The following is a 25572-nucleotide window of genomic DNA, read 5'->3' as shown; positions in this document are numbered from 1 at the left end:
CGGGCGCGGCGTCGCAGCAGGTACGGAGGTCCCGGCGCGGCGGGCCCGCTCAGCCCGCGGTGAGGACCAGCGCCCCGGTGTAGGCGATCCACGCCGCCAGGAGCAGCCCGCCCTCGAGCCGGTTGATGCGGCCGTGGTCGCCGGGCCGGTAGCCCATGAGGAGCAGGGCGCCGGTCATCACCAGCAGCACCGGCAGGTCGCGGGTGACGGCCACCTGGTCGACCGCCATGGGCGAGATGAGGGCGGCCAGGCCCACGACCGCGAGGGTGTTGAAGATGTTGGAGCCGATGACGTTGCCGAGCACCAGCTCCGTCTCGCGGCGGCGCGCGGCGGCGACCGCGGCGGCGAGCTCGGGCGCGGAGGTGCCGATCGCGACCACGGTGAGGCCGATGACGAGGTCCGACCAGCCGAGCCGCTCCGCGATCCCGACCGCGCCCCACACGAGCAGGCGCGACGCGACGACGAGCAGCGCCATCCCGCCGAGCGTCCACGCCCACGCGGCCCGCCGCGTCATGCCGGCGCGACGCTCGCGCTCCTCGACCTCGATCGCGAGCTCGTCCTCCGGCTCGCCCGGTCTGCGCCGGCGGCCCGCCCCGATCGACCACGCGAGCTGCGCGCCGAGGACGAGGAGCAGGACCAGCGCGTCGAAGCGCGAGATGCTGCCGTCGAGCATCACCAGCCCGAGCACCAGCGTGATGCCGAGCAGCACGGGCATCTCGCGGCTGAGGACGCCGCGGTGGACGATCACCGGGATGAGGATCGCGGTCGTGCCGAGGATGAGCCCGATGTTCGCGATGTTGGAGCCCATGGCGTTGCCGAGCGCGATCTCGGGGTTGCCGCCGGCCGCCGCGAAGGCGGACACGACGAGCTCCGGGGCCGACGTGCCGAAGCCGACGACGAGCATGCCGACCAGCAGCGGCGCCATGCCGAGGTGGGTCGCGACGGCCGATGCGCCGGACACGAAGCGGTCCGCGCTCCACGCGAGTGCGGCGAGGCCCAGGAGGGTCGCGAAGATCGCCGCCGTCATGCTTCGAGCCTAGTGACGGGGCGCGGCGACGCTCGCGGCGGCGTCCCCTAGAGCCACCCCTTGCGCACGGCCGCGGCGCCCAGCTGCAGCCGCGTCTCCACGTCGGCGCGGTCCATGAGCTCGCGCACCCGGCGCTGGACGGTGCGCATGGACACCCCGGTGCGGCTCGCGATCGACCCGTCGGTGAGCCCCAGCTCGAGCAGCGCGAGCACCTCACGCTCCTCGGGCTCCAGCTCGGCGGAGGCGACGCCGCCCTCCGCGGCGGGACGCAGGTGGGCCGCGCTCGACCATGTGCGCTCGAACAGCGCCACGGCGAGCGACACGAGCCCACCAGCGTTCAGCAGGAGCGCGCCCGAGGTCTGGTCCTGACCCGCCGCCGCGAGCGGCACCATCGCGACCGCGCGGTCGACGACCAGCAGCCGCGTGGGGAGCTCCCCCGCGACCCGTACCTCGAGGCCGTCGGCGATCGCCTCGCGAACCGCGTCGATCACGCCGGGGGTGTCGAGGCGCGAGCGCTCGAGCACGTACCGGTATCGCACACCGCGGTCGATGGCGACGGACTCCTCGACGTTCTGGTCGCGATCGACCACCGCGGCGTCGCCCTTGACGAAGAGCAGCACCTCCGTGCGGGCGCTGCGCTGCAGCTGGTTGAAGCGGTGCCGCACCGCCTCGGGTCCGCGCACCACGTCGACGACGTCGGCCTCGCCGGAACCGGCGTCGCGGTACTGCTGCTCGAGCAGGAGCATCTCCGCCTCGGCGCGGCGCAGCATGTCCTCGTGCTCGAGGATCAGCGCCCCGAGCGCGACGTCCGGCGGCGCCGCGACGTAGTGGTCCGCATGGGCGCCGTCCGTCGCGACCAGCCCGTTCTCCGTCAGACGCCTGAGCGCGTGGCCGATCTCGTTGGCCCGGATCCCGAGGTCCGCGACGATGCGCTCCATCGAGGCGGCACGATGCCGCACCAGGTGCTCGTACACACGGTGCTCCACGGGCCCCAGGCCCAGCACGTCGAGTCCCATCACGTCTCCCACCCTGGCGCGTCGCGCGCATCGTCCCGTCCCGGGGCGACGGCGAGAACCGGCCATGTCACATATGCGACACCCTATGTCGTTACGTTTGCTGTCACTGTTGCGACACCCACCTTTCACCCCTTTTCTCCAGGAAGGGCGACACCTGCATGTCACTCCCCCTCATCCCGCGACGCGGCGCCTCCCGCGTGGCCGCCGGCGCGGCCACCGCGGTGCTCGGCTGCGCGCTGCTGGTGCCCGCACCGGCCTTCGCGGCCAAGCGCGCGGACGCGTCCGACGTCCTCGCGGCCACCACCGCCGCGGAGCGCCAGGCGCTGGCGCACGCGATCCAGCTCACCGAGCCCGACGAGGTGCACGTCGACTCCAGCGTCGACCTCACGTCGACCGAGCCCGCCGACGTCATCGTGCTGCTGCGCCAGCCCGTCGCGGCGACCGCCCAGGCGCTCGCCGCCGAGGCAGGCACCGCGCTGTCCGCCAAGGACGCCAAGGCTGCGGTCAAGGCCTCGCAGGCGCGCTTCGCGGACTTTGCCAAGGCCCAGGGCCTCGCGAAGGGCATCACGACCGCGTACACCGAGGCCCTCAACGCCGTCGCGCTCACGGCGACCGGTACCGAGATCGCCTCGCTGCTCGACTCCGCCGACGTGGCCGGCGTGTGGCCGAACGAGGTCCTCACGCTCGACCTTCCGGAGGAGACCGAGGCGGGCACCACCGTCACCGGCGGCGGCACCACGTACGACGAGGTCGCCGCGCTGCACGACGCGGGCATCACCGGCGAGGGCGTCAAGGTCGGCGTGCTCGACACCGGCATCGACTACCGCCACCCCGCCATCGCGGACGTGTACGTGGGCGGCTGGGACGCCGTCGACGGGGACGACGACCCGATGGAGACCACGTACGCGGACTGGAAGGCCTCGGGCATGCCCGAGAAGTACTCCGGCTCGCCGTACTACACGAGCCACGGCACGCACGTGTCGGGCATCATCGCCGGCCAGGACGCCTCCTTCGGCGGCAACAGCGCCTGGGGCGTCGCCCCCGACGTGGAGCTCTACGGCTACCGCGTGCTCGGCCCGTACGGCTCGGGCTCGACCGAGGACATCCTCGAGGGCATGGAGCGCGCGCTGGTCGACGGCATGGACGTCGTCAACATGTCGCTCGGCGGCTCGTACAACGACCACCAGTCGGCGCTCTCCCTCGCCGCGGACAACCTCACGCTCGCGGGCGTGACGACCGTGATCGCGGCCGGCAACGACGGTGCGAACGGCGCCGCCACGCTCGGCTCGCCCGGCACGTCGGCGCTCGCGATCACGGTCGGCGCGAACGACAGCTCGATCACGCTCGCCGCGACCGAGGCGGCCGTGGGCGAGGCCGAGGCGTCGCTGCGCCTCGTCGCCCGCCAGCGCGACGAGGCGTCGGTGACCGACCTCGCGGGCCAGACCCTCCCGATCGTCGACGTCGGCGACGGCACGTCGTCCGGCTACATCGGGAAGAGGCCCCAGGGCGCGATCGTCCTGATCGAGCGCGGCGGCACCACGTTCACGAGCATGGTCACGTACGCGCTCCAGCGCGGCGCGGCGGGCGTGCTCGTCTCCAACGACCGCGACGGGTACATCGAGTACTACCTCGGTGAGAACGACGCGTACGCACCCGCGTTCGGCATGACCCAGGCCGACGGCGCCGCGCTGCGCACCGCGCTCGCCGCGGGCGCCACCGAGGTGACGTTCGGCGACATGGGCACCATCACCACGGACGGCGACGCCCTCGCCGACTTCAGCTCGCGCGGGCCGTCCAACGGCACCACCGACATCAAGCCCGAGCTCACCGCCCCCGGTGTCTCGACGATGTCGAGCGTCCCGACCTGGGACATCGACCCCAAGGGCGACGTCGCCTACGCGGACGCCTACGGCCGCAAGTCCGGCACCTCGATGGCGACGCCGTTCGTCGCGGGCGTGGTCGCGCTCATGCTCGGCGAGGACCCCTCGCTCACGCCGGCGGACGTCAAGACCCGCCTCATGAACACCGCCGACGACCTGCGCGACGACTCGGGCGTGTTCGAGTCCGGCGCCGGCCAGGTGGACCCCCGCCAGGCGGTGCACGGCACCACCGACGCGCAGGTGATCGACGCCCTGTGGGCCGCCGAGGCGACCCACGGCAGCTCCGACACCGTCGACGACATCACCGGCGCGCTGTCGCTCGGCATGCTGCCGGCGACCTCCTCCTCGACGGTCACCCGCGACATCGAGATCACCAACCGCTCGGCCTCGTCGCAGACGTACACGCTCGCCCTCGACACCGCGAACGGCGCGGGCACGGCCGACTTCGACGCCTCCGGCATCGAGGTCTCGTTCCCGAGCCGTGTCAAGGTGAGCCCCGGCTCGACCAGGCATATCAAGGTCGTCGTGGACGTCCCCGCGGGCACCCCGACCGGCACCTACGGCGCCTTCGTCGAGATCGCCCAGGCGGCCGAGGAGGCGCTGCGCCTCCCCCTCGGCCTCCGCGTGGACGATGCGGCGTTCACCGACTTCACGATGCTGAAGCCGGTCATGTCGACCGCCGAGAACGTCTACGACCCCGCGGCGAAGTTCTCGCTGGGCGTCGCGACGCCCACGCGCACGATCGACCTGTTCGTCGTGGACGCCGCGACCGGTGAGGACGTCGGCTACGTCGGCGGCCTGTCCGCGACGCTCATGAAGGACGGCCTGCGCTACGGCGCCTTCGCCTGGTACGGCGAGTACCTGCCCCTGACCGGCGACAAGGACTTCCCGATCGGCCACATGCCCGAGGTCGTCGAGCCGGGCCTGCACACGCTGCGCGTGGTCGGCACCGACGACTCGGGGACCACGTTCGAGGCGACGAACCACGTCTACGTCGACAACACCGCGCCGGTGTTCACGACCAGCCTGGACGACGCGGACGTCTACGAGTTCGCCAACGGCCAGTCGACGTTCGAGCTGACCGGCTCGCTGGTCGACGGCGACACCGAGGCGATCCGCGCCGCGGGCATCGACATCGACGAGTCGGACAACGCGATCCAGATGTTCTCGACGACGATCACGCCGTACAAGACGATGCACCCGGAGGCGGACGGCTCGTTCACGACCGACGTGTCGCTCTTCTGGAGCCCGGTGCAGTCGCACCGCTTCCTCGGCATGGACGCGGCGGGCAACATCGGCGAGCTGGTCCAGTCGATGTGGTTCAAGGACACGCAGGCGTACGTCCTGGGACGCGCATCGTCCACCGAGGCGCGCGCCGGCGACGAGATCACCATGTCGTTCTCGACGAACAAGGCCGACATGTTCGGGACGATGACGCTCGAGGTGCTCTACAACCCGCGCGACACCACGATCCTCGACATCACCGAGCAGGAGGCGTTCGCCGCGTACGGCCGCATCTCCGGCGAGATCACGGACGTGGCCATGGGCTCGAGCTACCGCAAGCTCCGCGTCCCGATCACGTTCGACGGCGCGACCGAGTACACGGGTGACGACCTGCCGCTCATCGACGTGGCGTTCGAGATGCCCGACACCATCGCGGCGGAGACCACCGGCTTCCTCACGGTGAGCACGTACGTGCAGCGCACGGACGGCCGCTACGTGTCGATGCAGCGCCACTTCGACATCGTCGAGGCGCTCGCGCCGACCACCACGGTCACGGGCGGCTACTACGCCCAGGGCCTGCTCACGGCGGCCGGCTACATCGACACCGAGCGCGACTACTCGGCCGTCGGCGCCACCGCGACCCTGACCTCCCCCGAGGGCGACGTGCTCCCGCTGTCGGTGGGCGCGGACGGCACCATCGGCCGCGGCGGCCTGACGCTGTTCGACGAGGAGTGGCAGCTCGAGGTCACCCTGCCGGGTCACCTCGCGTGGCACCAGCCGCTCACGCTCTCGCGGACGGCCGAGGACGGCGAGGCCGCCGGCACGATCGTCTCTATCGCGCCGCAGCTCGCCGCGGGCGACGTGAACGGCGACGACGTGGTCGACATCCTCGACGCTGTCGCGATCCGCGACGCCGCCGGGACCGCCGACCGTGCTGCCGACATCAATGCCGACGGGACGGTCGACGCGGCCGACCTCGCGTTCGTGGAGTCCAACTTCCTCGTGCGCAACCCGACGGTGGCCGACGTGCCGACGCCCCAGACGAAGTACAAGGGCGTGACGCTGGACCAGGTCCTCGCGACCTTCGCCAGCTGACGCAGCACCTCACGGAGGGGGTCGGGGCTCACGCCCCGGCCCCCGCCGTCGTGTCGGTGGGCTACAGCCCGGCGACCCGGTCCTCGGGCGCCGTGAGGCCGGGGTTGGCCTCGAGGTACGCGACGAAGTTCGCGAGATCCTCGGGACCGCCGAGCAGGTCGGTGCCGTTGGTGAAGGCGGTGAAGCTGTCGCCGCCGCCCGCGAGGAAGTTGTACATCGCGACGCGGTAGGTGCCCGCGGGGTCGATCGGCTCGCCGTTCAGCATCATCGAGCCCTCGACGACCTTGCTGCCCTCGGGCTGGGTGGCGTCCCACGTGTAGGAGAAGCCTTCGGAGACGCCGAGCGCCAGGTTCGGGCGACGCCGGTCGGCGACGTACTGCTGCTCGAGTGCCGCCTCGATGTCCGCCCCGGTCATGTCGACCGTGACGATGAGGTTGCCGAACGGGTTGACGTCGTACGCCTCGGCGTAGGTCACCTCGCCGTCCGCCTCCTCGTACTTCGGCGCGAGCAGCAGGCTGGCGCGCACGCCGCCGATGTTCATGAAGGCGATCTCGGCGCCGCCCTCGTCGGCGTCATCGGTGCCCCACAGGATGGCGTCGGCGACCAGGTCGCCCATCGGCGTCTCGATGCCGCGGTCCCCGCTCTCGTCGCCCGTGATGTCCTCGTCGACCGACCCGACGACGCGAGCCGCGAGCGGGCCGGAGAGGGCGTCCCACTTCTCGACGATGGCCGTGATCGAGGGGTCGGGGTCGACGTCCTCGACGATGTGGTTGACCGCGGTGGTGCGCCCACGGTCCACGTCGCCGGTGCGGCGGTCGATGACCAGGGTCGTCTCGGTCACCACACGGCCGTAGGACGCCGCCGAGGTCACGAGCCTCGGGTCGCCGTCCGGGTCGTCGAACGCGCAGACGTACGGCTGGTGGGTGTGCCCGGTGACGAGCATGTCGATGGCCGGGTCCATGCCCTCGGCGATCGTCTCGATCGGGTCGGAGACCTGATCGCAGTCGCTGACCCCGCCCTCGACCGGGATGCCGCCCTCGTGCAGCAGCACGACGATGGCCTCGACCCCGCGCCTCTGCAGCTTCGCAGCCTCCGCGTTGGCGGTCTCGACCTCGTCGAGGAAGTCGACCGACGCCACGCCCACGGGGCTGACCAGCGTCGGGGTGTCCTCGAGAGTCATGCCGATGAAGCCGATCTTCATGCCGGCGACCTTCTTGATCGTGGTGCCCGGCAGCAGCGTGCCCGAGCCGTCCTTGTTCACGACGTTCGCCGCGAGCCAGGAGAACCCGGCCCCGTCGTACGGGTCGTCGGCGAAGTAGCAGCCGTCGACCGGGTGGCACCCTCCGTACTGCATGCGGAGGAGCTCGTCGGTGCCCTCGTCGAACTCGTGGTTGCCCACGCTCGAGACGTCCAGCCCCATCGCCTCGAGCGACTCGACGGACGGCTCGTCGTGGAACAGGCCCGACAGGAACGGCGAGCCGCCGATGAGGTCGCCGGCGGCCACGGTGAGCGATCGCCCCTTCGGCGCGTCCTCGCGCAGCTGGTCGAGCATCGTCGCGAGGTACTCGCCACCTCCGGCCGCCTCGCTCTCGTAGAAGTCGTCGGTGTCGGGGGACTCGAGGTGACCGTGATAGTCGTTGAAGGACAGGAGCTGGACGCTCTGCAGCGGGCCAGACCCCTTCCCCTTGCCCGGCTCCGCGTTGCCGCCCTTGGCGGCGAGCGCCGTACTCGGCGCGGCCAAGGCGAGAAGGGCCGCGGCGGCGGCCGCAGCGGTGAGGCCGGCGACGCGGCGTGATGCGTGAATCATGCGTTGATCTCCTGTTCGTAGGCTCCGGGGACGGAGAGTCTGCGAGCGGGCCGGTCAGCCTTCGACCACCGCGTCTCTCAGGAAACGTACTATCTCCACGGTTCGGGCAAAAGTGGAGAAACCCGACGTTCAGGCGGCATTCATGGAGACGTCGGCTCCCGCTCCCTTCGGGAGCCTCCCGTCCAACGCGGCACCCGCGGGGACGATGCGCTGGCGGCTCGGCAGGCGCCGCAAGACGCGCGCCCCGCCGCGCACGGGAACCCCGGGTTCACCGTCACACCTGGTAAAGTGCCCATATGCACCCGAGCGCAGCGCGGGTCGCGGCGGTTGCCGCGGCGGTCCTCGCCCTTGCCGGGTGCGCCGTCGCCGACCGGGGCGCGGCGACCCCGCACCTGCCGGACGGCGTGACCGCCTCCGCGTCCGCGATCATTGAGGGGCCGCTCGTGTCGGAGGAGTCCTGGGGGCACCAGTGCTTCTCCGTCGAGACGGAGGATGGGCCGGTCGCGCTCATCGCGGGCCACCTCGCATCGTCATGGCCCAACGGCAACCACCTCATGGACCCCGCTCCCGACGGACCGATCGCCATCGCTCGCGACGAGCACGTCGAGCTCGCAGGCGAGCGGGTCTCGGGCGAGGAGTACGACGACATGCGCGGCCGCTGCCCGGACAAGGACGAGTACTTCGCGATCGCCGGGGTCGTCTCCGTCGACGGCGAGCCGGTCGAGGACGAGCAGCCCGGGCGCGCGAAAGCCCCCGGCGCCGCGAGGGCGTCGAGGGCTTTCACCAACCGTGGAGATGCCGGGAATCGAACCCGGGTCCGCATGTCCAAACCGAAGTCTTCTCCGGGCGCAGCCTGAAGAAGGTTTTCTCGGCCCCTCACCCACCATCAGGCAGGTGGTGAGCGGGCCCAGTCATCTAAGAGTCCCGCAGCCCCCGGTGACGAAGGGCTGAAGCAAGTTCCCTAGTCGACGCCAGGATCCAGGACGGGAACACGCCTGGGCTGACGGACTTCATGGCGCTCGCTTAGGCAGCGAGGGCGAAGTCGGTGCGCTTGGAATCGGCACCTATTGGTTTGCAGGGGTCGTTAACGAGATAACCCTGCGTTCTCGGCCCGCTTCCCTTCGGAAGTAAACACACGTCGAAACCGATCATCCCCTGTGCAGTTATGGCACCAGTCTACCGGGACGACCGACACCGCCCAAGACCCGGGCGGCGGGCACCCTAGAGCTCCAGCCGCACCGCGGTCTCGAGCGCGACCTCGATGGAGGCGTGCCAGCCGTCCTTGAGCGCGGAGTTCTTCTCCGAGTACAGGCTCGCGCCCGCGACCAGGTTCGACGAGCACGCGCAGATCATGCCCGCCCGCAGCCCCCGCAGCCGAGCGACGACGTACATCGCGGAGCTCTCCATCTCGACGTTGAGGATCCCCATGCGCGACAGCTCGGCGATCCACTCGGGGCCCTCGGCGTAGAACGCGTCGTCGGTCGCGTTGATCCCGGAGAACACCCCGCGGCCCGTGCCCTCCACCAGCTCCTCGGCCACCTCGCGGAGGGACGATGCGATGGTGAGGTCGGGCACCGCGGGGAAGCCCGGGTGCACGTAGGCGGCGGTGGTGCCGTCGTTGCGCAGCGATCCCTCCGACACGAGCAGGTCGCCGGGCTCGATCCCGGGCTGCAGCGCCGCGCTCGAGCCGACCCGGATGAATGACGTGACGCCCACCCGTGCGAGCTCCTCGACCGCGATCGCGGTCGACGGGCAGCCCATGCCGGTGGACGTGGCGGTGATGAGCCGACCCTTGTAGTACCCGGTCATGGTGCGGTGCTCGCGGCGGTGGGCGACCTCGGCGACGTCGGTGAGGTGCTCGGCGATCATGGGCACGCGGAACGGGTCGCCCGGCAGGAGGGCGACGGTGCCGACCTCCCCCGGTGCGAGGCCCACGTGGTACTGGCGGGCATCGATCCCCGCGGTGGACTTGTCGACGATGGCGGGCTCGGACATGAGCGGTCTCCGGCGCAGGACCCGAGGAGCGGGGCCCGCCCCTAGCGGAGGGCCTGCGTGGGACCGATGCTAGCCCGCGGGTGTTTCGGGGGCGTTGCCCGCGCGCACCGAGGGGAAGCCGGCGACGATGCGCCAGATCCAGGTCGCCGCATCGTCCGCCCGCGGGCGGTCGGCCATGGTGAGCCACTCCCCGATCACGCCGAGCACGAGGCCCGTGATGCCGGCGGCGACCACGTCGACCGGGACCGAGCGCGGCACGATCGGCTCGGCCGCCGGGGCGAGGTCGCGGATCGCGTCGCGCGCGTTCGCCCGCAGCCGGGACAGCACCGCGCCGTAGCCGGGCTCGGTGAACACGCGCGCGTAGAGGTCGGCGTTCTGCTCGATGTGGCGGAGGAACACCACGAGCGCCTCCGGCGGCTCGTCGGAGCCGAACTCGATGGAGTCGAGGCTCGCGCCGGCCTCCTCCGCGAAGAGGTCGAGCGCGTCGGCCAGCAGCGTCTCCTTGTCGGAATAGTGCTGGTAGAACGTGCTGCGGTTGACCCCGGCACGCGCCGCGATGTCGCTCACCGACACGTCGTCGACGCCGCGCTCGCGCGCGAGCGCGAAGAGCGCCTCCTGCAGGCGTCTCCTGGTTTTGACGATGCGCGCGTCCACGCGGAGATTGTGGCACCTCGGCACCCGGTTCACCAAGCGATAACCAACATCTGTCGTACAACTCGCCGATCTGTCCTACACTGACCGCAGGCCCTGCCGTCCGTCCCGGTGCACCCGCCCGCGCGACCGTCGGCCGGCCACGGCATCGTCGCCAGTCCCCCTCCTGGACCCCATGAGAAAGGCTCCCCTGTGGCCCACCTCCTCTACCGCATCGGCCGCGCGTCGGCCATGCGGCCGATCGTCGCGATCATCGCGTGGATCCTCGCCCTCGGCATGGCCGGCGGCGGATTCGTCGCGTTCGGCGGCACCCTCACCGACAGCTTCTCCATCCCCGGACTCGAGACCGAGGAGGTCACCGACCAGCTCAAGCAGGAGATCCCCGAGCTCGCGGGCGGCTCGGCCCGCGCCGTCTTCCAGACCGAGGACAGCTCGGAGTTCACCGCCGAGCAGATCCAGGGCGTCAAGGACGCGCTGACCGCCGCGGAGGAGGTCGGCTCCGTCACCGGCTTCGTCGACCCGTTCGACACGCAGCAGCAGCTCGAGGAGCAGATGGCGCAGCTCGAGGCCGCGCCGCAGCAGATCGAGGACGGTCGCGCGCAGATCGCGGACGGCCAGGAGCAGCTCGACGCGGGCCAGGCGCAGCTCGAAGCCGCCCGCGAGCAGCTCGAGGCGAACCAGGCGCAGCTCGACGCCGCCATCGAGGCGGCCAGGCAGGACGCCACCTACCTGCTCGCGCAGCAGGAGTTCCTCAACCAGCAGGCGCAGCTCGACGAGGCCTCGGCGCAGCTGGACGAGCAGCAGCAGCAGATCGACGCACAGCAGGCACAGCTCGACGAGGGCCTCGTCGAGCTCGAGGAGCAGGCCGCCCAGCTCGAGCTGGGCGCTCAGCTCGCGGACGCGACCTCCGGCATCCGCAGCGTCTCCGAGGACGGCACGACCGCGCTCGGCATCATCCAGTTCGACGCCAGCGTCTACGAGGTCGTCCAGGAGGACAAGGACGAGGTCATCGCGCTCGTGAGCGCGGCCGTCCCCGCCGGCGTCACCGTGAACTTCTCGGCGGACATCGCCACGAGCGTCGAGGGCGTCCTGGGCGTCGGCGAGGTCGTCGGCGTGCTGCTCGCGTTCGTCGTCCTCATGGTGATGATGCGCGCAATCTGGCCCGCCCTCATGCCGATCATCACCTCGGTGCTCGGTGTCGGCGTGGGCGTCGCCACGGCGCTGGCGTTCTCGGGCGTGGTCGAGATGTCCTCGGTCACCCCGATCCTCGGCGTCATGCTCGCGCTCGCCGTCGGCATCGACTACTCGCTGTTCATCGTCAACCGCCACCGCGAGCAGTACAAGCGCGGCATGCAGCTGCACGAGTCGATCGGCCTCGCCAACGGCACGTCCGGCAACGCCGTCGTGTTCGCCGGCTCGACCGTCATCGTGGCGCTGCTCGCGCTCAACATCACGGGTATCCCGTTCCTCGGCATCATGGGCACCGTCGGCGCCTTCTGCGTCGGCATCGCCGTGCTCGTGGCGGTGACCCTCACCCCCGCGGTGCTCGGCCTCATCGGCCACCGCGTGCTCGGCAGGAAGGCGCGGGCGACGATCGGCGCGCCCGAGCACGCCGAGGCCCCGATCGAGCCGATGCGCACCGGTCGCGCGCTCCTGCGCCTCACCGCCGCCGTCATCGGCCTGCTCATCCTCGCCATCCCCGCGATGTCGATGCGCCTGGGCCTGCCCGACGGCACGCAGGAGCCCACCGACTCGACGCAGTACATCGCCTACAAGACCGTCGACGAGAAGTTCGGCGAGGGCGTCAACGGCACGCTCCTCGTCACCGCGGAGCTGCCCGAGGCCGTCGCGGACGAGGACCTCCTCGCCGCGCAGGTCGACATCGCCACCGCGCTCATGGCCAACGAGGACGTCTCCGCGGTCGCCCCGGCGGGCGCGTCGGAGGACAACGGCTTCCTCGCCTTCCAGGTGATCCCGAACGAGGGCCCGTCGAGCGAGTCCACCGTGGCGCTGGTCGAGGACCTGCGCGCGCTGTCGCCGCTCGAGGACGGCACCGTCATCGGCGTCGCGGGCGAGGCCAGCGGCAACATCGACGTCTCGCAGAAGCTCGACGAGGCGCTGCCGCTCTACCTCGCGATCGTGGTGGGCCTGTCGATCATCATCCTGATCGTCGTGTTCCGCTCGCTGCTGGTGCCGATCATCGCGACGCTCGGCTTCGTCCTGTCGCTGTTCGCGGCGTTCGGCGCCGTCACCGCGGTGTTCCAGTGGGGCTGGCTGGGCTCGCTCTTCGGCGTCCATGACCCGGGCCCGGTGCTGAGCTTCCTTCCCATCCTGTTCACGGGCATCCTGTTCGGCCTCGCGATGGACTACCAGCTCTTCCTCACGACCGGCATGCGCGAGGCGTACGTGCACGGCATGGACGCCCGCCGCTCGGTGGTCGCGGGCCTGCGTCACGGCCGCGCGGTCGTGACGGCCGCCGCGATCATCATGATCTCGGTGTTCGGCGGCTTCGTGTTCTCGCACATCGCGATGATCCGCCCGATGGGCTTCGGCCTCGCGATGGGCGTCCTCTTCGACGCCTTCGTGGTCCGCATGGTCATCGTGCCGGCGATCATGCACCTCGTGGGCGAGAAGGCCTGGTGGCTGCCCGCGTGGCTCGACCGAATCCTCCCGAACGTCGACGTCGAGGGCGCGGCGCTCGAGCGCGAGCACCCGGTGCCTCACACGGAGGACGCGGAGGCCGCCAAGGCCTGACCCGCGTCACCGCCCACGATTCCCAATGACACGAGTGACTGCTGTGACTGGCGCCCGGCGGGCGCCGAGTCACACACGTCACCTTTGTCATTGGGAATCGTGGCGAGCGGGTCACCAGCCGCCGCCGCCACCGCCTCCTCCGCCGCCTCCGGAGAAGCCGCCCCCGCCGCCGAAGCCCGAGCCGCCGGAGGAACCGGGGGTCGGCGCGCTCATGGCCGCGCCCGCGAGCGTGGCGAACTGGTCCATCCGGTGGCCGAAGCCCGCCGCGTGCATCCAGAACATCCCGTAGGCCGCCCCCCGGTACCAGGTGGGCTCCGCGAGGCGCACGCCCTGCGCGGCGAGCTGCTCGAACTTCTTGGCCCACTGCTCGGTCACGCCGAACGCGATCGCGTACGGCAGGTAGCGACTGAAGATGTCATGGCCCTCCTCGAAGCGCAGCTGGTTCGCCTCCGCCTTGTCGAGGTAGAGCTCGAAGCCGCGGGTCTGCGCGAGGATGCGCGAGCCCTCGGCGGTGCGCGCCGGCGCGACGCTGGTGGTGGCGAGCACCACCAGGCCGAGCAGCACGAACGCGAGCGGGACCAGCGCGATCGTCGTGCCGAGCATCACCGCGGCCAGGGTCGCGAACCCGCCGCCGACGAGCAGCGCGACCCCCGCGCCCGCCCATGCGCCGCGTGCGTGCGAGGGGTTGCCGCGGAACCAGCCGTGGTTCGTCACGTTGCGGTACAGCTGCTTCTGCACGGCCTGCATGTCCGCGTGGAAGGTGGTCTTGAGCTCCCCGAGCGTCACCGCGGAGCGCCCCTCGAAGACGGCGTCGAAGAGCATCTGCTCGTACGGGAACAGGCCCTCGTCGGCCTCCCGCTGCTTGACGAACCGGTAGTCCTTCTCCCCCGCCTCCTCGACCACGAGGTAGCCGCGCACCGCGAGGTCGACGATGGTCGCGGTGACGTCGCGCGTGTCCGCCTTCTCGTCGATGAGCGTGCCGAGCTGGCCCGGACGCAGCCCGTCCGGCGGCGCGAACGCGACCGCGACCGGCGCGCGCTTGTCGCGGCGGCGCACCGCCGCATCGTCCCCGACCGCGGGACCGACGCCCGGGGTGAAGTCCGCGTACTCGACGTCGGCGCCGGCGCCGCGGATGCGCCGCACCAGCACCGCGAGCCCGCCGAGCAGGAGCACCAGGAAGCCGCCCACGGTCCAGCCGTTGAGCCGGAACGCGTGCGCGAGGTCGCTGCTCTCGGTGAGCGCGGGCGCGGTGTCGTACGTGCCGGACGGATAGAGCACCGCGACGGTGAAGGGCTCGCCCGGCTCGAGCGACGCCTGGGTGAAGGTCGCGTCCGTGCCGGTGACGGTCGCGCCGTCGCACGCCGTGTCCGCGCCGGACGGCCCGGCCCAGCACGCCGCGTCGACGACGTCGGCCGCCCCCACCACCGTCACGCTCGCGTCGCGGACCGGCGTCTCCCAGCCGTCGCCGATCGCGTTCCAGTAGAACTCGTCGCCCGCCTCGCCCGTGTCCGTCTCGTCGGCGGTGGTCTCGTTCATCACGTGGTGGACCGTGTACTCGAGGACGTACGTCTGCACGCCGTCGACGTCGCCGATGCCCTCGTCACCCACGCGCACCACGAGCCAGTACTGCCCCTCCTCGAGGTACACCTTCGCGGGCGCGCCGCTCGGCGACGAGGCGCTCACGTCCGTGATGTCGTACAGGCGGTCCCAGTCGGCGTCGTAACCCTGGCGGATGGGCAGCTGCCAGTACGGCCCGTGACCCGGCTCGTTCCCGAAGTCGAAGTCGATCTCCACGCTCACGCGTGCGGAGCCGTCTTCCTGGAGCGCGTACGTCGCGACCCAGCGCTCGACGCTGCGCCCGCCGTCGGGCGCCGCGGCGTGGGCGGCGGCAGGCGTGAACGCCGCTACCAGGGTGATCAGCAGGGACAGGACGATGCGGACCATGGCCCCATCATGCCGGGTGGACGATGCGACGGTGACGCCACGCGCCCGCCCGGGCCGCGCATCGTCCCGCGTCAGCGGTTGATGTTGCGCTGCACGCCCAGCGAGCGCTCGGCCTCGCGGCGGTCCTGCTTCTCGCGCAGCGCCTGACGCTTGTCGTGCTGCTTCTTGCCTCGCGCGACGCCGATCTCGAGCTTGGCGCGGCCGTCGAGGAAGTACAGGCGCAGGGGCACGATCGTGTAGCCCTTCTCGCGCGTGCGTTGCAGGAGGTCCTCGATCTCGTGGCCGTGCAGCAGCAGCTTGCGCTTGCGGCGCGGCGCGTGGTTGGTCCACGTGCCCTGCGAGTACTCCGGGATGTGGATGTTCTCCGCCCAGGCCTCGCCGCCGTCGACGTAGATGTAGCCGTCGCCGATGACCGCGCGGCCCTGCCGCAGCGACTTCACCTCGGTGCCGGTGAGCACGATGCCCGCCTCGAGCACGTCGTCGATGAAGAAGTCGTGCCGCGCGGCGCGGTTGGTCGCGACCACCTTGATCCCCTTCTCGGCCATCGCTCACCTCCTCGCGCGCATGCGGCCATGCGCCCGGTCCCGGGCGCGACGCACCAGTCTAGCGGCCCCGGCTACCCCACCAGGGTCATCGGGTCGACGGTGTTGCCGTTGACGTAGACCTCGAAGTGGAGGTGGCAGGCGGCGGACGTGCCGGTGTTGCCCGCGTAGCCGACGAGCTGACCCTTGGTCACGTACTGGCCGCTGCCGACCGCGAAGCTCGAGAGGTGGTTGTAGCTGCTCATGAGCGACTTCCCGCCGAAGTAGCCGTGGTCGATGAGCACCGAGTTGCCGAGGCCCAGGCGGTACGTCGCCCACTGCACGCGCCCCTCGCGGGCCGCGTAGATGGGCGTGCCGCAGTAGGCGCGCATGTCCGTGCCGGCGTGGAGGCGCCAGTAGTGGAGGATCGGGTGGAAGCGCATGCCGTAGCTCGACGTGATGTAGTGGCTCGGCGCGGGCCACCCGAGGGCGCCCTTGACGAGGCCGCTCGAGGAGCCCGAGCTCGAGCCGCTCGACCCGGAGCTCGACCCGGAGCCGCCGTTGTTCTTGGCGGCCTCCTCGGCGGCCTTGCGGGCGGCCTCCTCGGCCGCCTTGCGCTTGGCCTCCTCCTCGGCGAGCTTCTTCTTGACGAGGTTCTTGATCTCGTCGCGGACGGCCTCCTGCTTCGCCGCGATCTGCCGCTGCCGCTTGAGCTCCTGCTGCTTCTGCGCCTCGAGCTCGGCCTTGATGGCCTGCTGCTTCTTCACGAGGGCGTCGAGGGCGGCCTTCTTCTCGGCGGCCTTCTCCCGTAGTCGCTTGGTCTTGACGACGAGCGCGTCGGCCTCGGCCTTGAGCTCGACGATGTACTCGCGGACCGCCTCCTGGCGAGCGCCGCGGTTGCGGTTGACGGCGGCGATCTCCTCGACGTCCGCGAGCGCGTTCGTCTGCACGCGGGAGGCGTTGTGCTCCTCGGCGAACTTGTCGACGAACTCCTGCGACGTGCTCGCGCCGAACACCAGGCTGAGCGCCTCGTCGTCGCCGACGCCCTGGTACTGCGCGCGGGCGAGCGCGGCGATGATGTCCTCGAGCTCGTCGATGCGGGACTCGTCCGCGGCGATCTGCTCGGTGATGGCGGCGTCCTGCGCCTCCGCCGCGGCGAGCTTGTCCGCCACGAGCTTCTGCTGGACCAGCGCCTGGGCGACGGCCTCCCTGGCCGCGTCGAGCTCGGCCTGGGCGGCCGGCAGCTTCGCCTCGGTCTGGCGCAGCCGGCGGGCGGCCTTGACGATCGCCTCGCTCGTGTCCTCGAGGGCGGCCTCCAGGTCGTCGAGCTGCTCCTCGTACGTGTCCTGCCTGTCCTTGGCCCGCTCGATGTCGTCGTCGTAGCTCGACGCCGTCTGGAACCCGCCGACCGCATCGGCGCCGGACACGAGGGTGCCGGTGACGAGCGCGACGAGGAACACCGCGACGGCGGCGATGAGCGACGGGCGGAGGCGGGCCATCATGCGCGCGTGTACCTCCCGAGCGTCACGACGGAGGCGATCGCGGCGAGGCCCACGGCGATGACGAGCAGCCACGGTGCGACCGACCACACGTCCTGCGTGCCGATGTACTGGACCCACGTGACGGAGCTCCGCAGCCAGTCGTCGATCAGGTAGCGCACGCCGAAGAACAGGCCCGCGACGGCGAGCAACGCGCCGCCCGTCGCGGCGACGGCGCCCTCGAGCATGAACGGCATCTGGATGAGCGAGCGCGACGAGCCCACCATGCGCATGATCTGCGTCTCGCGGCGGCGGCTGAGCGCGCTCAGGCGGATGGTCGTGGTGATGAGCAGCATCGCGGCGAGCAGCATGACGGCGGCGAGGGCCGCGGCGACGATGGTGGCGGCGTTGAGGAAGCGGAACAGCTCGGAGAAGATCTCGCGCTGGTCCCGCACGACGTCGACGCCGGGCAGGCCCTCGGTCGCGTCCGCGACCACCTGGTACTGCTCGGGGTCGGCGAGCTTGACCCGGAAGCTGGGCTGCATCTGGTCCGCGGTGAGCGAGGACCAGATGCCGTCCTCGTCGTTGGCGACGAACTTGTCGAAGGCCTGTTCGCGGGACTCGTAGTAGACCTCCTGCACGAGGTCCTTGAGCGCGCCGTCCTCGAGGACGGACCGGATCGCGTCCTCCTGGGCCACGGTCACCGGGCCCTCGGCGCACTGCTCATTGCGGGAGCTCTCGGGGCACAGGAAGATCGAGATCTCGACCTTGCCGTACCAGTCGTCCTTGAGCTGGTCGATCTGCATCTGCGTGAGCGCCGCGGCGCCCACGAACATGAGCGACACGAACGTCACCAGCACGACGGACAGCGCCATCGTGCTGTTGCGGCGGAGCCCGTTGACGACCTCGCCGAGGATGAACCGCAGCCTCATACTCGCTCCAGCCCGTAGACACCGCGGTCCTGGTCGCGGACCAGCTGGCCGCCGCGCAGCTCGATGACGCGCTTGCGCATCTGGTCGACGATCTCGTCGTCGTGCGTGGCCATGAGCACCGTGGTGCCCGTGCGGTTGATGCGGTCGAGCAGGCGCATGATGCCCACGGAGGTGCCCGGGTCGAGGTTGCCGGTGGGCTCGTCGCACAGCAGGATCGGCGGGTGGTTGACGAACGCACGCGCGATCGCGACGCGCTGCTGCTCTCCGCCGGAGAGCTCGTGCGGGAAGCGCTTCTCCTTGCCGGACAGGCCCACGAGCTCGAGCATCTCCGGCACGGTCGACTGGATGTGGTGGCGGCTCTTGCCGATCACCTGGAGCGCGAACGCGACGTTCTGGTAGACGGTCTTGTTCGGCAGCAGGCGGAAGTCCTGGAACACCGCGCCGATCTCGCGGCGCAGGTGCGGCACGCGCCACGCGCTCAGCTTGTTGAGGTGGCGGCCCGCGACGTACACGTCTCCCCCGGTGGGGCGCTCCTCGCGCAGGATGAGCTTGAGGAACGTCGACTTGCCCGAGCCGGACGAGCCCACGAGGAACACGAAGTCGCCGCGCTCGATCTCCACGGAGACGGAGTCGAGCGCGGGACGGGCGCCCCGCTTGTAGACCTTGGTGGCGTTGTCGAGTCGAATCATGATGTGCACGGGCGCGAGGGGTAGGACCCGCACCACGTCTGCATCGTAGGAACGGGTCCCGGAGCCGCCCGGGAGGCGCGCCGCGCCGGGCGTGTCCGGTACGTCACACACCAAAAGTTCGCAAAGCGCCAACTATCCTGCGCATCGTCCCGTGCCGGGTCCCGCGCATCGTCCCGTTTACCTGTCCACGCGGGCGAGGCGCCCCTCCACGCGAAGCCCCCGATGTGAACGGGAACATGCCTGGAAACGACGGGAGTCGAACGCGCCCGCGTGGAGGGGTAACCGGGGTCAGCCCTCGTTCTGGGAGGACCGGCGCCAGCGGATGCCCGCGTCGATGAAGCCGTCGAGGTCGCCATCGAAGACGATCTGCGGGTTGCCGACCTCGTAGCCGGTGCGCAGGTCCTTGACGAGCTGCTGGCCGTAGAGGAAGTACGAGCGCATCTGGTCGCCCCAGCTCGCCTTGATGTCGCCGGCCAGCTCCTTCTTCTGGGCGGCCTCCTCCTCCTTCTTGAGGAGCAGCAGGCGCGACTGGAGCACGCGCATGGCGGCGGCGCGGTTCTGGATCTGCGACTTCTCGTCCTGCATCGACACGACGATGCCGGTGGGGAGGTGGGTGAGGCGCACGGCGGAGTCGGTGGTGTTGACCGACTGGCCGCCCGGGCCCGACGAGCGGAACACGTCCACCTTGATCTCGGACTCGGGGACCTCGATGTGGTCGGTCGACTCGATCTGCGGGATCACCTCGACCGCCGCGAAGGAGGTCTGGCGCTTGTCGGCCGAACCGAACGGGCTGATGCGCGCGAGGCGGTGCGTGCCTGCTTCGACGGACAGCGTGCCGAAGGCGTACGGCGCGTTGAGCTCGAAGGTCGCGGACTTGATGCCGGCGCCCTCCGCGTACGAGGTGTCGAGCACCTTGGTCTGGTAGCCGTGGCGCTCGGCCCAGCGCAGGTACATGCGCAGGAGCATCTCGGCGAAGTCGGTCGCATCGTCGCCGCCCGCGCCCGAGCGGATGGTGACGACCGCGTTGCGCTCGTCCCACTCCCCCGTCATCAGGGTGCGGATCTCGAGCGCGGCGAGGTCCTTCTTGATGCCCGCGAGGTCGGCCTCCGCCTCGGCGAGGGTGTCCTCGTCCTCGCCCTCGGTGCCGAGCTCGACGAGCACCTCGAGGTCGTCGATGCGCGAGCCCATGCGCGCCACGCGGTCGAGCTCGGCGTTCGCCTGGCTCAGCTGGCTGGTGACGGCCTGCGCGTTCTCCTGGTCGTCCCAGAGGTCGGGCGCGGCGGCCTGCTCCTCGAGGTCGGCGATGCGCGCCCTCAGCTTGGTCGGGTCGGTCACCGCCTCGATCTGGGAGAAGGTCGAGCGGAGCTCCTGGATCTCGGTCGCGAAGTCGGTGGCCACGAGCGTCAAGTCTAGTGGCGCGCGTGCGGGACCTCGCCCGCTGACGGCCTACTCGCCCGTGACGGCGTCGAGCGTGTCCTTCGCGGAGCCGACCGCGTCCTCGACCTGCGTCCTGGCGTCGTCGATCTTCTGCTTGGCGTCCTCGGCCTTCTCCTGGATCTCCTCGGCGCGCTGCGAGGCCTCGTCCTTGATCTCGTTGGCCTTGTCGATCGCACTGCTGACGCCCGCGGTCGCGGACGCGATGGCCTCGCGCGGGTCCGCGTCGCCGCAGCCGGAGAGCAGGGCCGCGAGCGCGGCGGCGGTGACGGCGGCGGGGACGATGCGGCGGTTCATGGCCCCCATCATGGCAAACCCGCACACCCCCGCGGACCCGCACGCGCATCGTCCCCCGCCTACCCCGCCGCGCCACCCGCCCGGCCTGTCACACCTGTCACCTGTGTCATTGGCAGTCGTGGGTGGGGACGACACAGGGCCCCGACACCGGATGGGTGTCGGGGCCCTGAGGGAGGGACTTCCGGGGCCGATCAGCCCCAGGAGCCAGCTTGGGTCAGGCCTTCTTTGCGGAGGCCTTCTTGGCGGGGGCCTTCTTGGCCTCGACGGGGGCCTCGGCCTTGCGGTTGGCCTTCACGTCGTCCCAGCCGATGCCGTAGTACGCGGCCTCCATCATCACCTTCATGTCCTCGAGGATCGGAAGGCGCGGGTTGGCCGGCGCGCACTGGTCGGCGTAGGCGTTCATCGCCAGCGTGTCGAGCGAGGCCATGAAGTCGGTCTCGTCGACGCCCACCTCGCGGAACGAGCGCTCGATGCCCACCTTGTTGCGCAGCTCCTCCACCGCGGCGGCGTAGGACTCCACGCCCTCCTCGGGGGTCGAGGCCGGCAGACCGAGGTGCTTGGCGATCTCCTGGTAGCGCTCCGGCGCGACGTAGGACTCGGCCTTGGGCCACGAGGCCGGCTTGGTCGGGACCTTGCCGTTGTAGCGGATGACGTGCGGCAGGTAGATCGCGTTGGTGCGGCCGTGGGCGACGTGGAACGTCGAACCGGTCACGTGTGACATGGCGTGCACCAGGCCCAGGAAGGCGTTGGCGAAGGCCATACCGGCGATGGTCGCCGCGTTGTGCATCTTCTCGCGGGCCTTGACGGCGCCGCCGCCCACCGTGACGGACTCCTCGATGTGCTCGAAGACCATCTTGATGGCCTGCAGCGCGAGGCCGTCGGTGTAGTCGTTCGCGTAGACGGAGACGAACGCCTCGGTCGCGTGGGTGAGGGCGTCGAAGCCCGAGTCCGCGGCGACGCGCGAGGGCAGGTTCGCGGTGAGGACCGGGTCCACGATCGCGACGGTCGGCGTGAGCGCGTAGTCGGCGAGCGGGTACTTGCGGCCGTTCTCCGGGTCGGAGATCACCGCGAACGGCGTCACCTCGGAGCCGGTGCCCGACGTGGTCGGGATGCAGACCAGCTTGGCGATCTCGCCCAGCTTGGGGAACTGGAAGGCGCGCTTGCGGACGTCGAAGAACTTCTCCTTGAGGTCGGCGAAGTCGATGTCCGGGTGCTCGTAGAGCAGCCACATCACCTTGGCGGCGTCCATCGGCGAGCCGCCGCCGACCGCGATGATCGTGTCGGGCTTGAAGGCGCGGAGGGTCTCGGCGCCCTTGCGGACGGTCGCGACGCTCGGCTCGGGCTCGACGTTGTCGATGATCTGGACCGACACGTTGTTCGAGCGGCGGTTGAGGACGTCCAGGACCTTGTCGACGATGCCGATGCGGGTCATGGTCGCGTCGGTCACGATGGTGACGCGCTCGACGCCGTTCATGTCGTGCAGGTACTGGATCGCGTTGGGCTCGAAGTACGTCTTGGCCGGCACCTTGAACCACTGCATGTTGTTGTTCCTCCGGCCGATGCGCTTGACGTTGATCAGGTTCACCGCGGTGACGTTGTTCGACACCGAGTTGTGGCCGTAGGAGCCGCAGCCCAGGGTCAGCGAGGGCAGGAAGGCGTTGTAGATGTCGCCGATGCCGCCGTGCGAGGAAGGCGAGTTCACGATGACGCGGATCGCCTTGACGCGCTTGCCGAAGTCCTTGATGAGCTCGTCGTCGGTCGCGTGGATCGCGGCCGAGTGGCCGAGGCCGTGGAACTCGACCATGCGCTCGGCGTAGTCGAGGCCCTGCTCGGTGGACTCCGCCTTGAGGACGGCGAGGACCGGGCACAGCTTCTCGCGGGTGAGCGGCTCGCTCTCGCCGACGGTCGAGACCTCGGCGAGGATGATCGAGGTCTCCTCCGGGACGGAGAAGCCGGCCTGCTCGGCGATCCACTGCGGCGACTTGCCGACCACGTTCGGGTTGAGCTTCGCGCCGGCGCAGTTCTGGCCGTCCGCGGTGACGCCGAAGATGAACTCCTCGAGCATCTTCTTCTCGGCGGGGGTGACCTTGTAGGCGTGGAGGCGGTCGAAGAGCGCGAGGCCCTTGTCGTAGATCTCGGCGTCGAGGATGACGGCCTGCTCCGAGGCGCACACCATGCCGTTGTCGAAGGCCTTCGAGATGACCAGGTCGTTGATCGAGCGCTCGAGCACGGCCGACTTGTGCACGTAGGCGGGGACGTTGCCCGCGCCGACGCCGAGGGCCGGCTTGCCGCAGCTGTACGCCGCCTTCACCATGGCGTTGCCGCCGGTGGCGAGGATGAGCGCGACGCCGTCGTGGTTCATCAGCAGGTTGGTGGCCTCGAGCGACGGGGTCTCGACCCACTGGATGCAGTTCTCGGGGGCGCCGGCGGCGATCGCCGCGTCGCGCACGATCTTGGCGGCGGCGACCGAGGACTTCTGCGCGCTCGGGTGGAACGCGAAGATGATCGGGTTGCGGGTCTTCAGCGCGATGAGCGACTTGAAGATCGCGGTCGAGGTCGGGTTGGTGACCGGGGTCACGCCGGCGACGACGCCGACGGGCTCCGCGATCTCGGTGATGCCCTTGATCGGGTCCTCGTGGATGATGCCGACGGTCTTCATCGGGGCCATCGAGTGGGTGACGTGCTCGCACGCGAAGATGTTCTTCACGGCCTTGTCCTCGAACACGCCGCGGCCGGTCTCCTGGACCGCGAGGACGGCGAGCTCGCCGTGCTGGTTGAGGGCGGCCACGGAGGCCTTCTTGACGAGCAGGTTGACGTCGTCCTGCGTGAACACGCTGTAGGCGTCGAGCGCCTCCTGGGCGTTCGCGACGAGCGTGTCGATGGCGGTCGCGACGTCGGTGGCCGCGCTCTCCGGGACAGTGGTAGTCATCTTTGTCTGGCTCCTAATGACGGGTGCCGGCCCCCTCCGGGCCTCGATCCCCATGACCATCACGGTAGGTGGACCGGTCCCGGTTCTCGCGGGGCAGAGGTCCCGGGGACCATGGGCCCACTACCAGGCATTTCATACCCCTTGGGGTATGGCGACCAGGGGTTTTCGGCGGCTTCCGGCGGGACGATGCGGAGGCGCGGCGGCCCCGGAAACCGCCCCGCACGCCTTGACGGACGCCGTCCCGGCACCCACGGACCGCGACGCCGACACGCCCGCGCGACACGCCGGCCCCACCGACCCCGCGCGCGGCCCGAGATTCCGGGACCATGGGCCCCGGTGGACCCCCGGCCCCCCGGTGCCAGACTGGGGTCATACGCCAGGGGGTATCCGTCGACGCCGAGGAGGAACCATGACACCCGAGCCCGCCGCCGCATCGTCCGCCCCGCCCGCGCCGAGCCTGGCCCACCTGCCCGTCGGCGTCTTCGCGGTCGTCATGGGCATCGGCGGCACCGCCGTCGCGTGGTTCCGGGCGGACGAGGCCTTCGGCCTCGCGCTGCCGGTGAACGATGCGCTCGCCTGGCTCGGCCTCGCGGTGCTCGCCGCGGCCGTGGCCGCGTACGGGGCGAAGGTGGCGCGGCACCCGCGGGCCGCCGTCGCCGAGTGGACGCACCCGGTCAAGGCGGCGTTCGTCGCGACCATCCCGGTGTCGATGATGGTGCTCGCGACCGCGTTCCTGCCGATCTCGGAGACGGCCTCGGCGGCGCTGTGGTGGCCGGGCGCGGTGCTGCAGTTCGTCGTGACGGTGCTGGTGATGCGCACGTGGATCGCGGACGCGCGCGTCCAGGCGATCCACGTGCACCCCGCGTGGTTCATCCCGGTGGTGGGCAACCTCGTGGCCCCGCTCGCGGGCGTCACGCACGCACCCGGGGAGGTGAGCTGGTACTTCTTCGGCGTCGGCGCGGTGTTCTGGGTCGGCCTCCTGCCGGTGGTGCTCAGCAGGCTCTTCGTCGAGGGCGTGATGCCGTGGCGGCTCGCTCCCACGCTCGCGATCCTGGTCGCGCCTCCCGCCGTCGCGTCGCTGTCGTGGGTGCGCCTGGGCGGCTCGTGGGAGGACCCGCTCGCGATGATGCTGCTCGGCGTGGTGATCTTCCAGCTCGCGCTGCTCGCGGCCCAGTCGGCCTACCTGCGCAAGGTGCCGTTCGCGGTCAGCGCGTGGGCCTACACCTTCCCGCTCGCCGCCGCGGCCTCCGCGCTGCTCGCGGCGTACGAATCCGGCGCCACGGCGTTCGCGGCGTGGGTCGGGGTCGCGGCCCTCGCGGCGGGGACCCTGCTCGTGCTCGGGCTGGGTTGGCGGACCGCGGTCGCGGTCTCCCGCGGCGAGCTGCTGGCCGCCGAGGGCTGACGCGCGGCTCAGCCGGTGACGACGTCGCCCGTCCAGGCGCCGATGCCGCCCTCGAGGCCCACGGTGTGCTCGACGCCCGCGCCGGTCATGATGTCGATCGCGGCGCGCGAGCGGCTGCCCGAGCGGCAGTAGACCGCGTACTCGGCCTCCGGGTCGAGCGCGGAGACCTGCGCCTCGAAGTCGCCGCCGGAGACGTCGATGTTGACGGCGCCGGGCAGGTGGCCCTCGGCGTACTCCGCGGGGGTGCGGACGTCGACGATGGTGACGCCCTCCTCCGCGGCGGCGACCGCGAACGCCGCGGCGGACACGTGCGAGGCGTCGAAGGCCACGGACTCGGCGACCTCGGCCGCGGGGGCGTCGGCGCCGGTCGAGCAGGCGGAGATCGCGGGGACGAGAGCGAGGAGGGCGCCGGCGAGGGCGCCGCGGACGATGCGTCGGTTCATGACGGAAACTATACCCCAGGGGGTATACACCCATGGGCGGGGCGCAGCAGAGGG

The 25572-nt window shown here is 70.9% G+C and carries 17 protein-coding genes and 1 other RNA gene; 3 read left to right on the top strand and 15 right to left on the bottom strand.

What is annotated here, in order from left to right; all coding sequences use genetic code 11:
- Positions 1-49: 49 nt before the first annotated feature.
- Positions 50-1027 carry a calcium/sodium antiporter gene (locus QQX09_RS12410; RefSeq protein WP_301135208.1) on the bottom strand — a complete coding sequence of 326 codons (978 nt, stop codon included), beginning with the start codon at positions 1025-1027 and terminating at the stop codon, positions 50-52.
- Between the two features lie 47 nt (positions 1028-1074).
- Positions 1075-2043, bottom strand: a complete 969-nt coding sequence (locus tag QQX09_RS12405) for a helix-turn-helix transcriptional regulator (protein WP_301135303.1) — start codon at positions 2041-2043, stop codon at positions 1075-1077.
- Between the two features lie 158 nt (positions 2044-2201).
- On the opposite strand from QQX09_RS12405, the gene QQX09_RS12400 reads away from it, so the two are divergent.
- Positions 2202-6242 carry a S8 family serine peptidase gene (locus QQX09_RS12400; protein ID WP_301135206.1) on the top strand — a complete coding sequence of 1347 codons (4041 nt, stop codon included), beginning with the start codon at positions 2202-2204 and terminating at the stop codon, positions 6240-6242.
- 61 nt (positions 6243-6303) lie between these two features.
- Here QQX09_RS12400 and QQX09_RS12395 read toward each other — a convergent pair whose 3' ends face one another.
- The 4 genes from QQX09_RS12395 to QQX09_RS12380 form a co-directional block, all read right to left on the bottom strand.
- Positions 6304-8049 (bottom strand): bifunctional metallophosphatase/5'-nucleotidase, encoded by a 1746-nt coding sequence (locus tag QQX09_RS12395; RefSeq protein WP_301135203.1) that lies wholly within the window; start codon positions 8047-8049, stop codon positions 6304-6306.
- Between the two features lie 787 nt (positions 8050-8836).
- Positions 8837-9205: a transfer-messenger RNA gene (ssrA, locus tag QQX09_RS12390) on the bottom strand.
- A gap of 65 nt (positions 9206-9270) precedes the next feature.
- Entirely contained in the window at positions 9271-10044 is a 774-nt protein-coding gene (locus QQX09_RS12385; protein WP_301135201.1) for a nucleoside phosphorylase, read from the bottom strand.
- A gap of 69 nt (positions 10045-10113) precedes the next feature.
- Positions 10114-10698 carry a TetR/AcrR family transcriptional regulator gene (locus tag QQX09_RS12380; protein WP_301135199.1) on the bottom strand — a complete coding sequence of 195 codons (585 nt, stop codon included), beginning with the start codon at positions 10696-10698 and terminating at the stop codon, positions 10114-10116.
- A 189-nt stretch (positions 10699-10887) separates the two neighbouring features.
- On the opposite strand from QQX09_RS12380, the gene QQX09_RS12375 reads away from it, so the two are divergent.
- Entirely contained in the window at positions 10888-13449 is a 2562-nt protein-coding gene (locus QQX09_RS12375; RefSeq protein WP_301135198.1) for an MMPL family transporter, read from the top strand.
- 111 nt (positions 13450-13560) lie between these two features.
- On the opposite strand, the gene QQX09_RS12370 is transcribed toward QQX09_RS12375, so the two are convergent.
- The 8 genes from QQX09_RS12370 to adhE all read right to left on the bottom strand — a co-directional run bounded on the left by QQX09_RS12370 (position 13561) and on the right by adhE (position 23673).
- Positions 13561-15393, bottom strand: a complete 1833-nt coding sequence (locus tag QQX09_RS12370; RefSeq protein ID WP_301135196.1) for a DUF2207 domain-containing protein — start codon at positions 15391-15393, stop codon at positions 13561-13563.
- Between the two features lie 71 nt (positions 15394-15464).
- Complete coding sequence (gene smpB, locus QQX09_RS12365; protein WP_301135195.1) at positions 15465-15938, bottom strand: SsrA-binding protein SmpB; 474 nt, start codon at positions 15936-15938, stop codon at positions 15465-15467.
- 71 nt (positions 15939-16009) lie between these two features.
- Positions 16010-17416 (bottom strand): M23 family metallopeptidase, encoded by a 1407-nt coding sequence (locus QQX09_RS12360; RefSeq protein WP_301135194.1) that lies wholly within the window; start codon positions 17414-17416, stop codon positions 16010-16012.
- On the bottom strand, positions 17413-18324 hold the full coding sequence (gene ftsX, locus QQX09_RS12355) for a permease-like cell division protein FtsX (RefSeq protein ID WP_301135193.1): 912 nt from the start codon (positions 18322-18324) through the stop codon (positions 17413-17415). The genes QQX09_RS12360 and ftsX overlap by 4 nt, the downstream gene beginning before the upstream one ends.
- A complete protein-coding gene (ftsE, locus tag QQX09_RS12350; RefSeq protein ID WP_062296920.1) occupies positions 18321-19013 on the bottom strand; it encodes a cell division ATP-binding protein FtsE in 693 nt (230 codons plus the stop codon). Before ftsE ends, ftsX begins: the two co-directional genes overlap by 4 nt.
- Before the next feature lie 288 nt (positions 19014-19301).
- Positions 19302-20411 (bottom strand): peptide chain release factor 2, encoded by a 1110-nt coding sequence (prfB, locus tag QQX09_RS12345; RefSeq protein WP_301135189.1) that lies wholly within the window; start codon positions 20409-20411, stop codon positions 19302-19304.
- A gap of 48 nt (positions 20412-20459) precedes the next feature.
- The gene (locus QQX09_RS12340) at positions 20460-20744 is read right to left on the bottom strand and encodes a hypothetical protein (protein WP_301135187.1); all 285 of its coding nucleotides are present in this window, start codon (positions 20742-20744) and stop codon (positions 20460-20462) included.
- Between the two features lie 214 nt (positions 20745-20958).
- Positions 20959-23673, bottom strand: coding sequence for a bifunctional acetaldehyde-CoA/alcohol dehydrogenase (gene adhE / locus QQX09_RS12335; RefSeq protein WP_301135185.1), 2715 nt, complete (start codon positions 23671-23673; stop codon positions 20959-20961).
- 409 nt (positions 23674-24082) lie between these two features.
- Here adhE and QQX09_RS12330 point away from each other — a divergent pair, with 409 nt between their 5' ends.
- Positions 24083-25075 (top strand): SLAC1 anion channel family protein, encoded by a 993-nt coding sequence (locus QQX09_RS12330; protein ID WP_301135182.1) that lies wholly within the window; start codon positions 24083-24085, stop codon positions 25073-25075.
- An 8-nt stretch (positions 25076-25083) separates the two neighbouring features.
- Here QQX09_RS12330 and QQX09_RS12325 read toward each other — a convergent pair whose 3' ends face one another.
- The gene (locus QQX09_RS12325; protein WP_301135180.1) at positions 25084-25518 is read right to left on the bottom strand and encodes a rhodanese-like domain-containing protein; all 435 of its coding nucleotides are present in this window, start codon (positions 25516-25518) and stop codon (positions 25084-25086) included.
- Positions 25519-25572 lie beyond the last annotated feature (54 nt).

The organism is Demequina litoralis (assembly GCF_030418455.1).
Taxonomy (GTDB): Bacteria; Actinomycetota; Actinomycetes; order Actinomycetales; family Demequinaceae; genus Demequina; species Demequina litoralis.
Note: the sequence above shows the minus strand (reverse complement) of the source record. Positions and strands in the feature narration are given on the sequence as shown.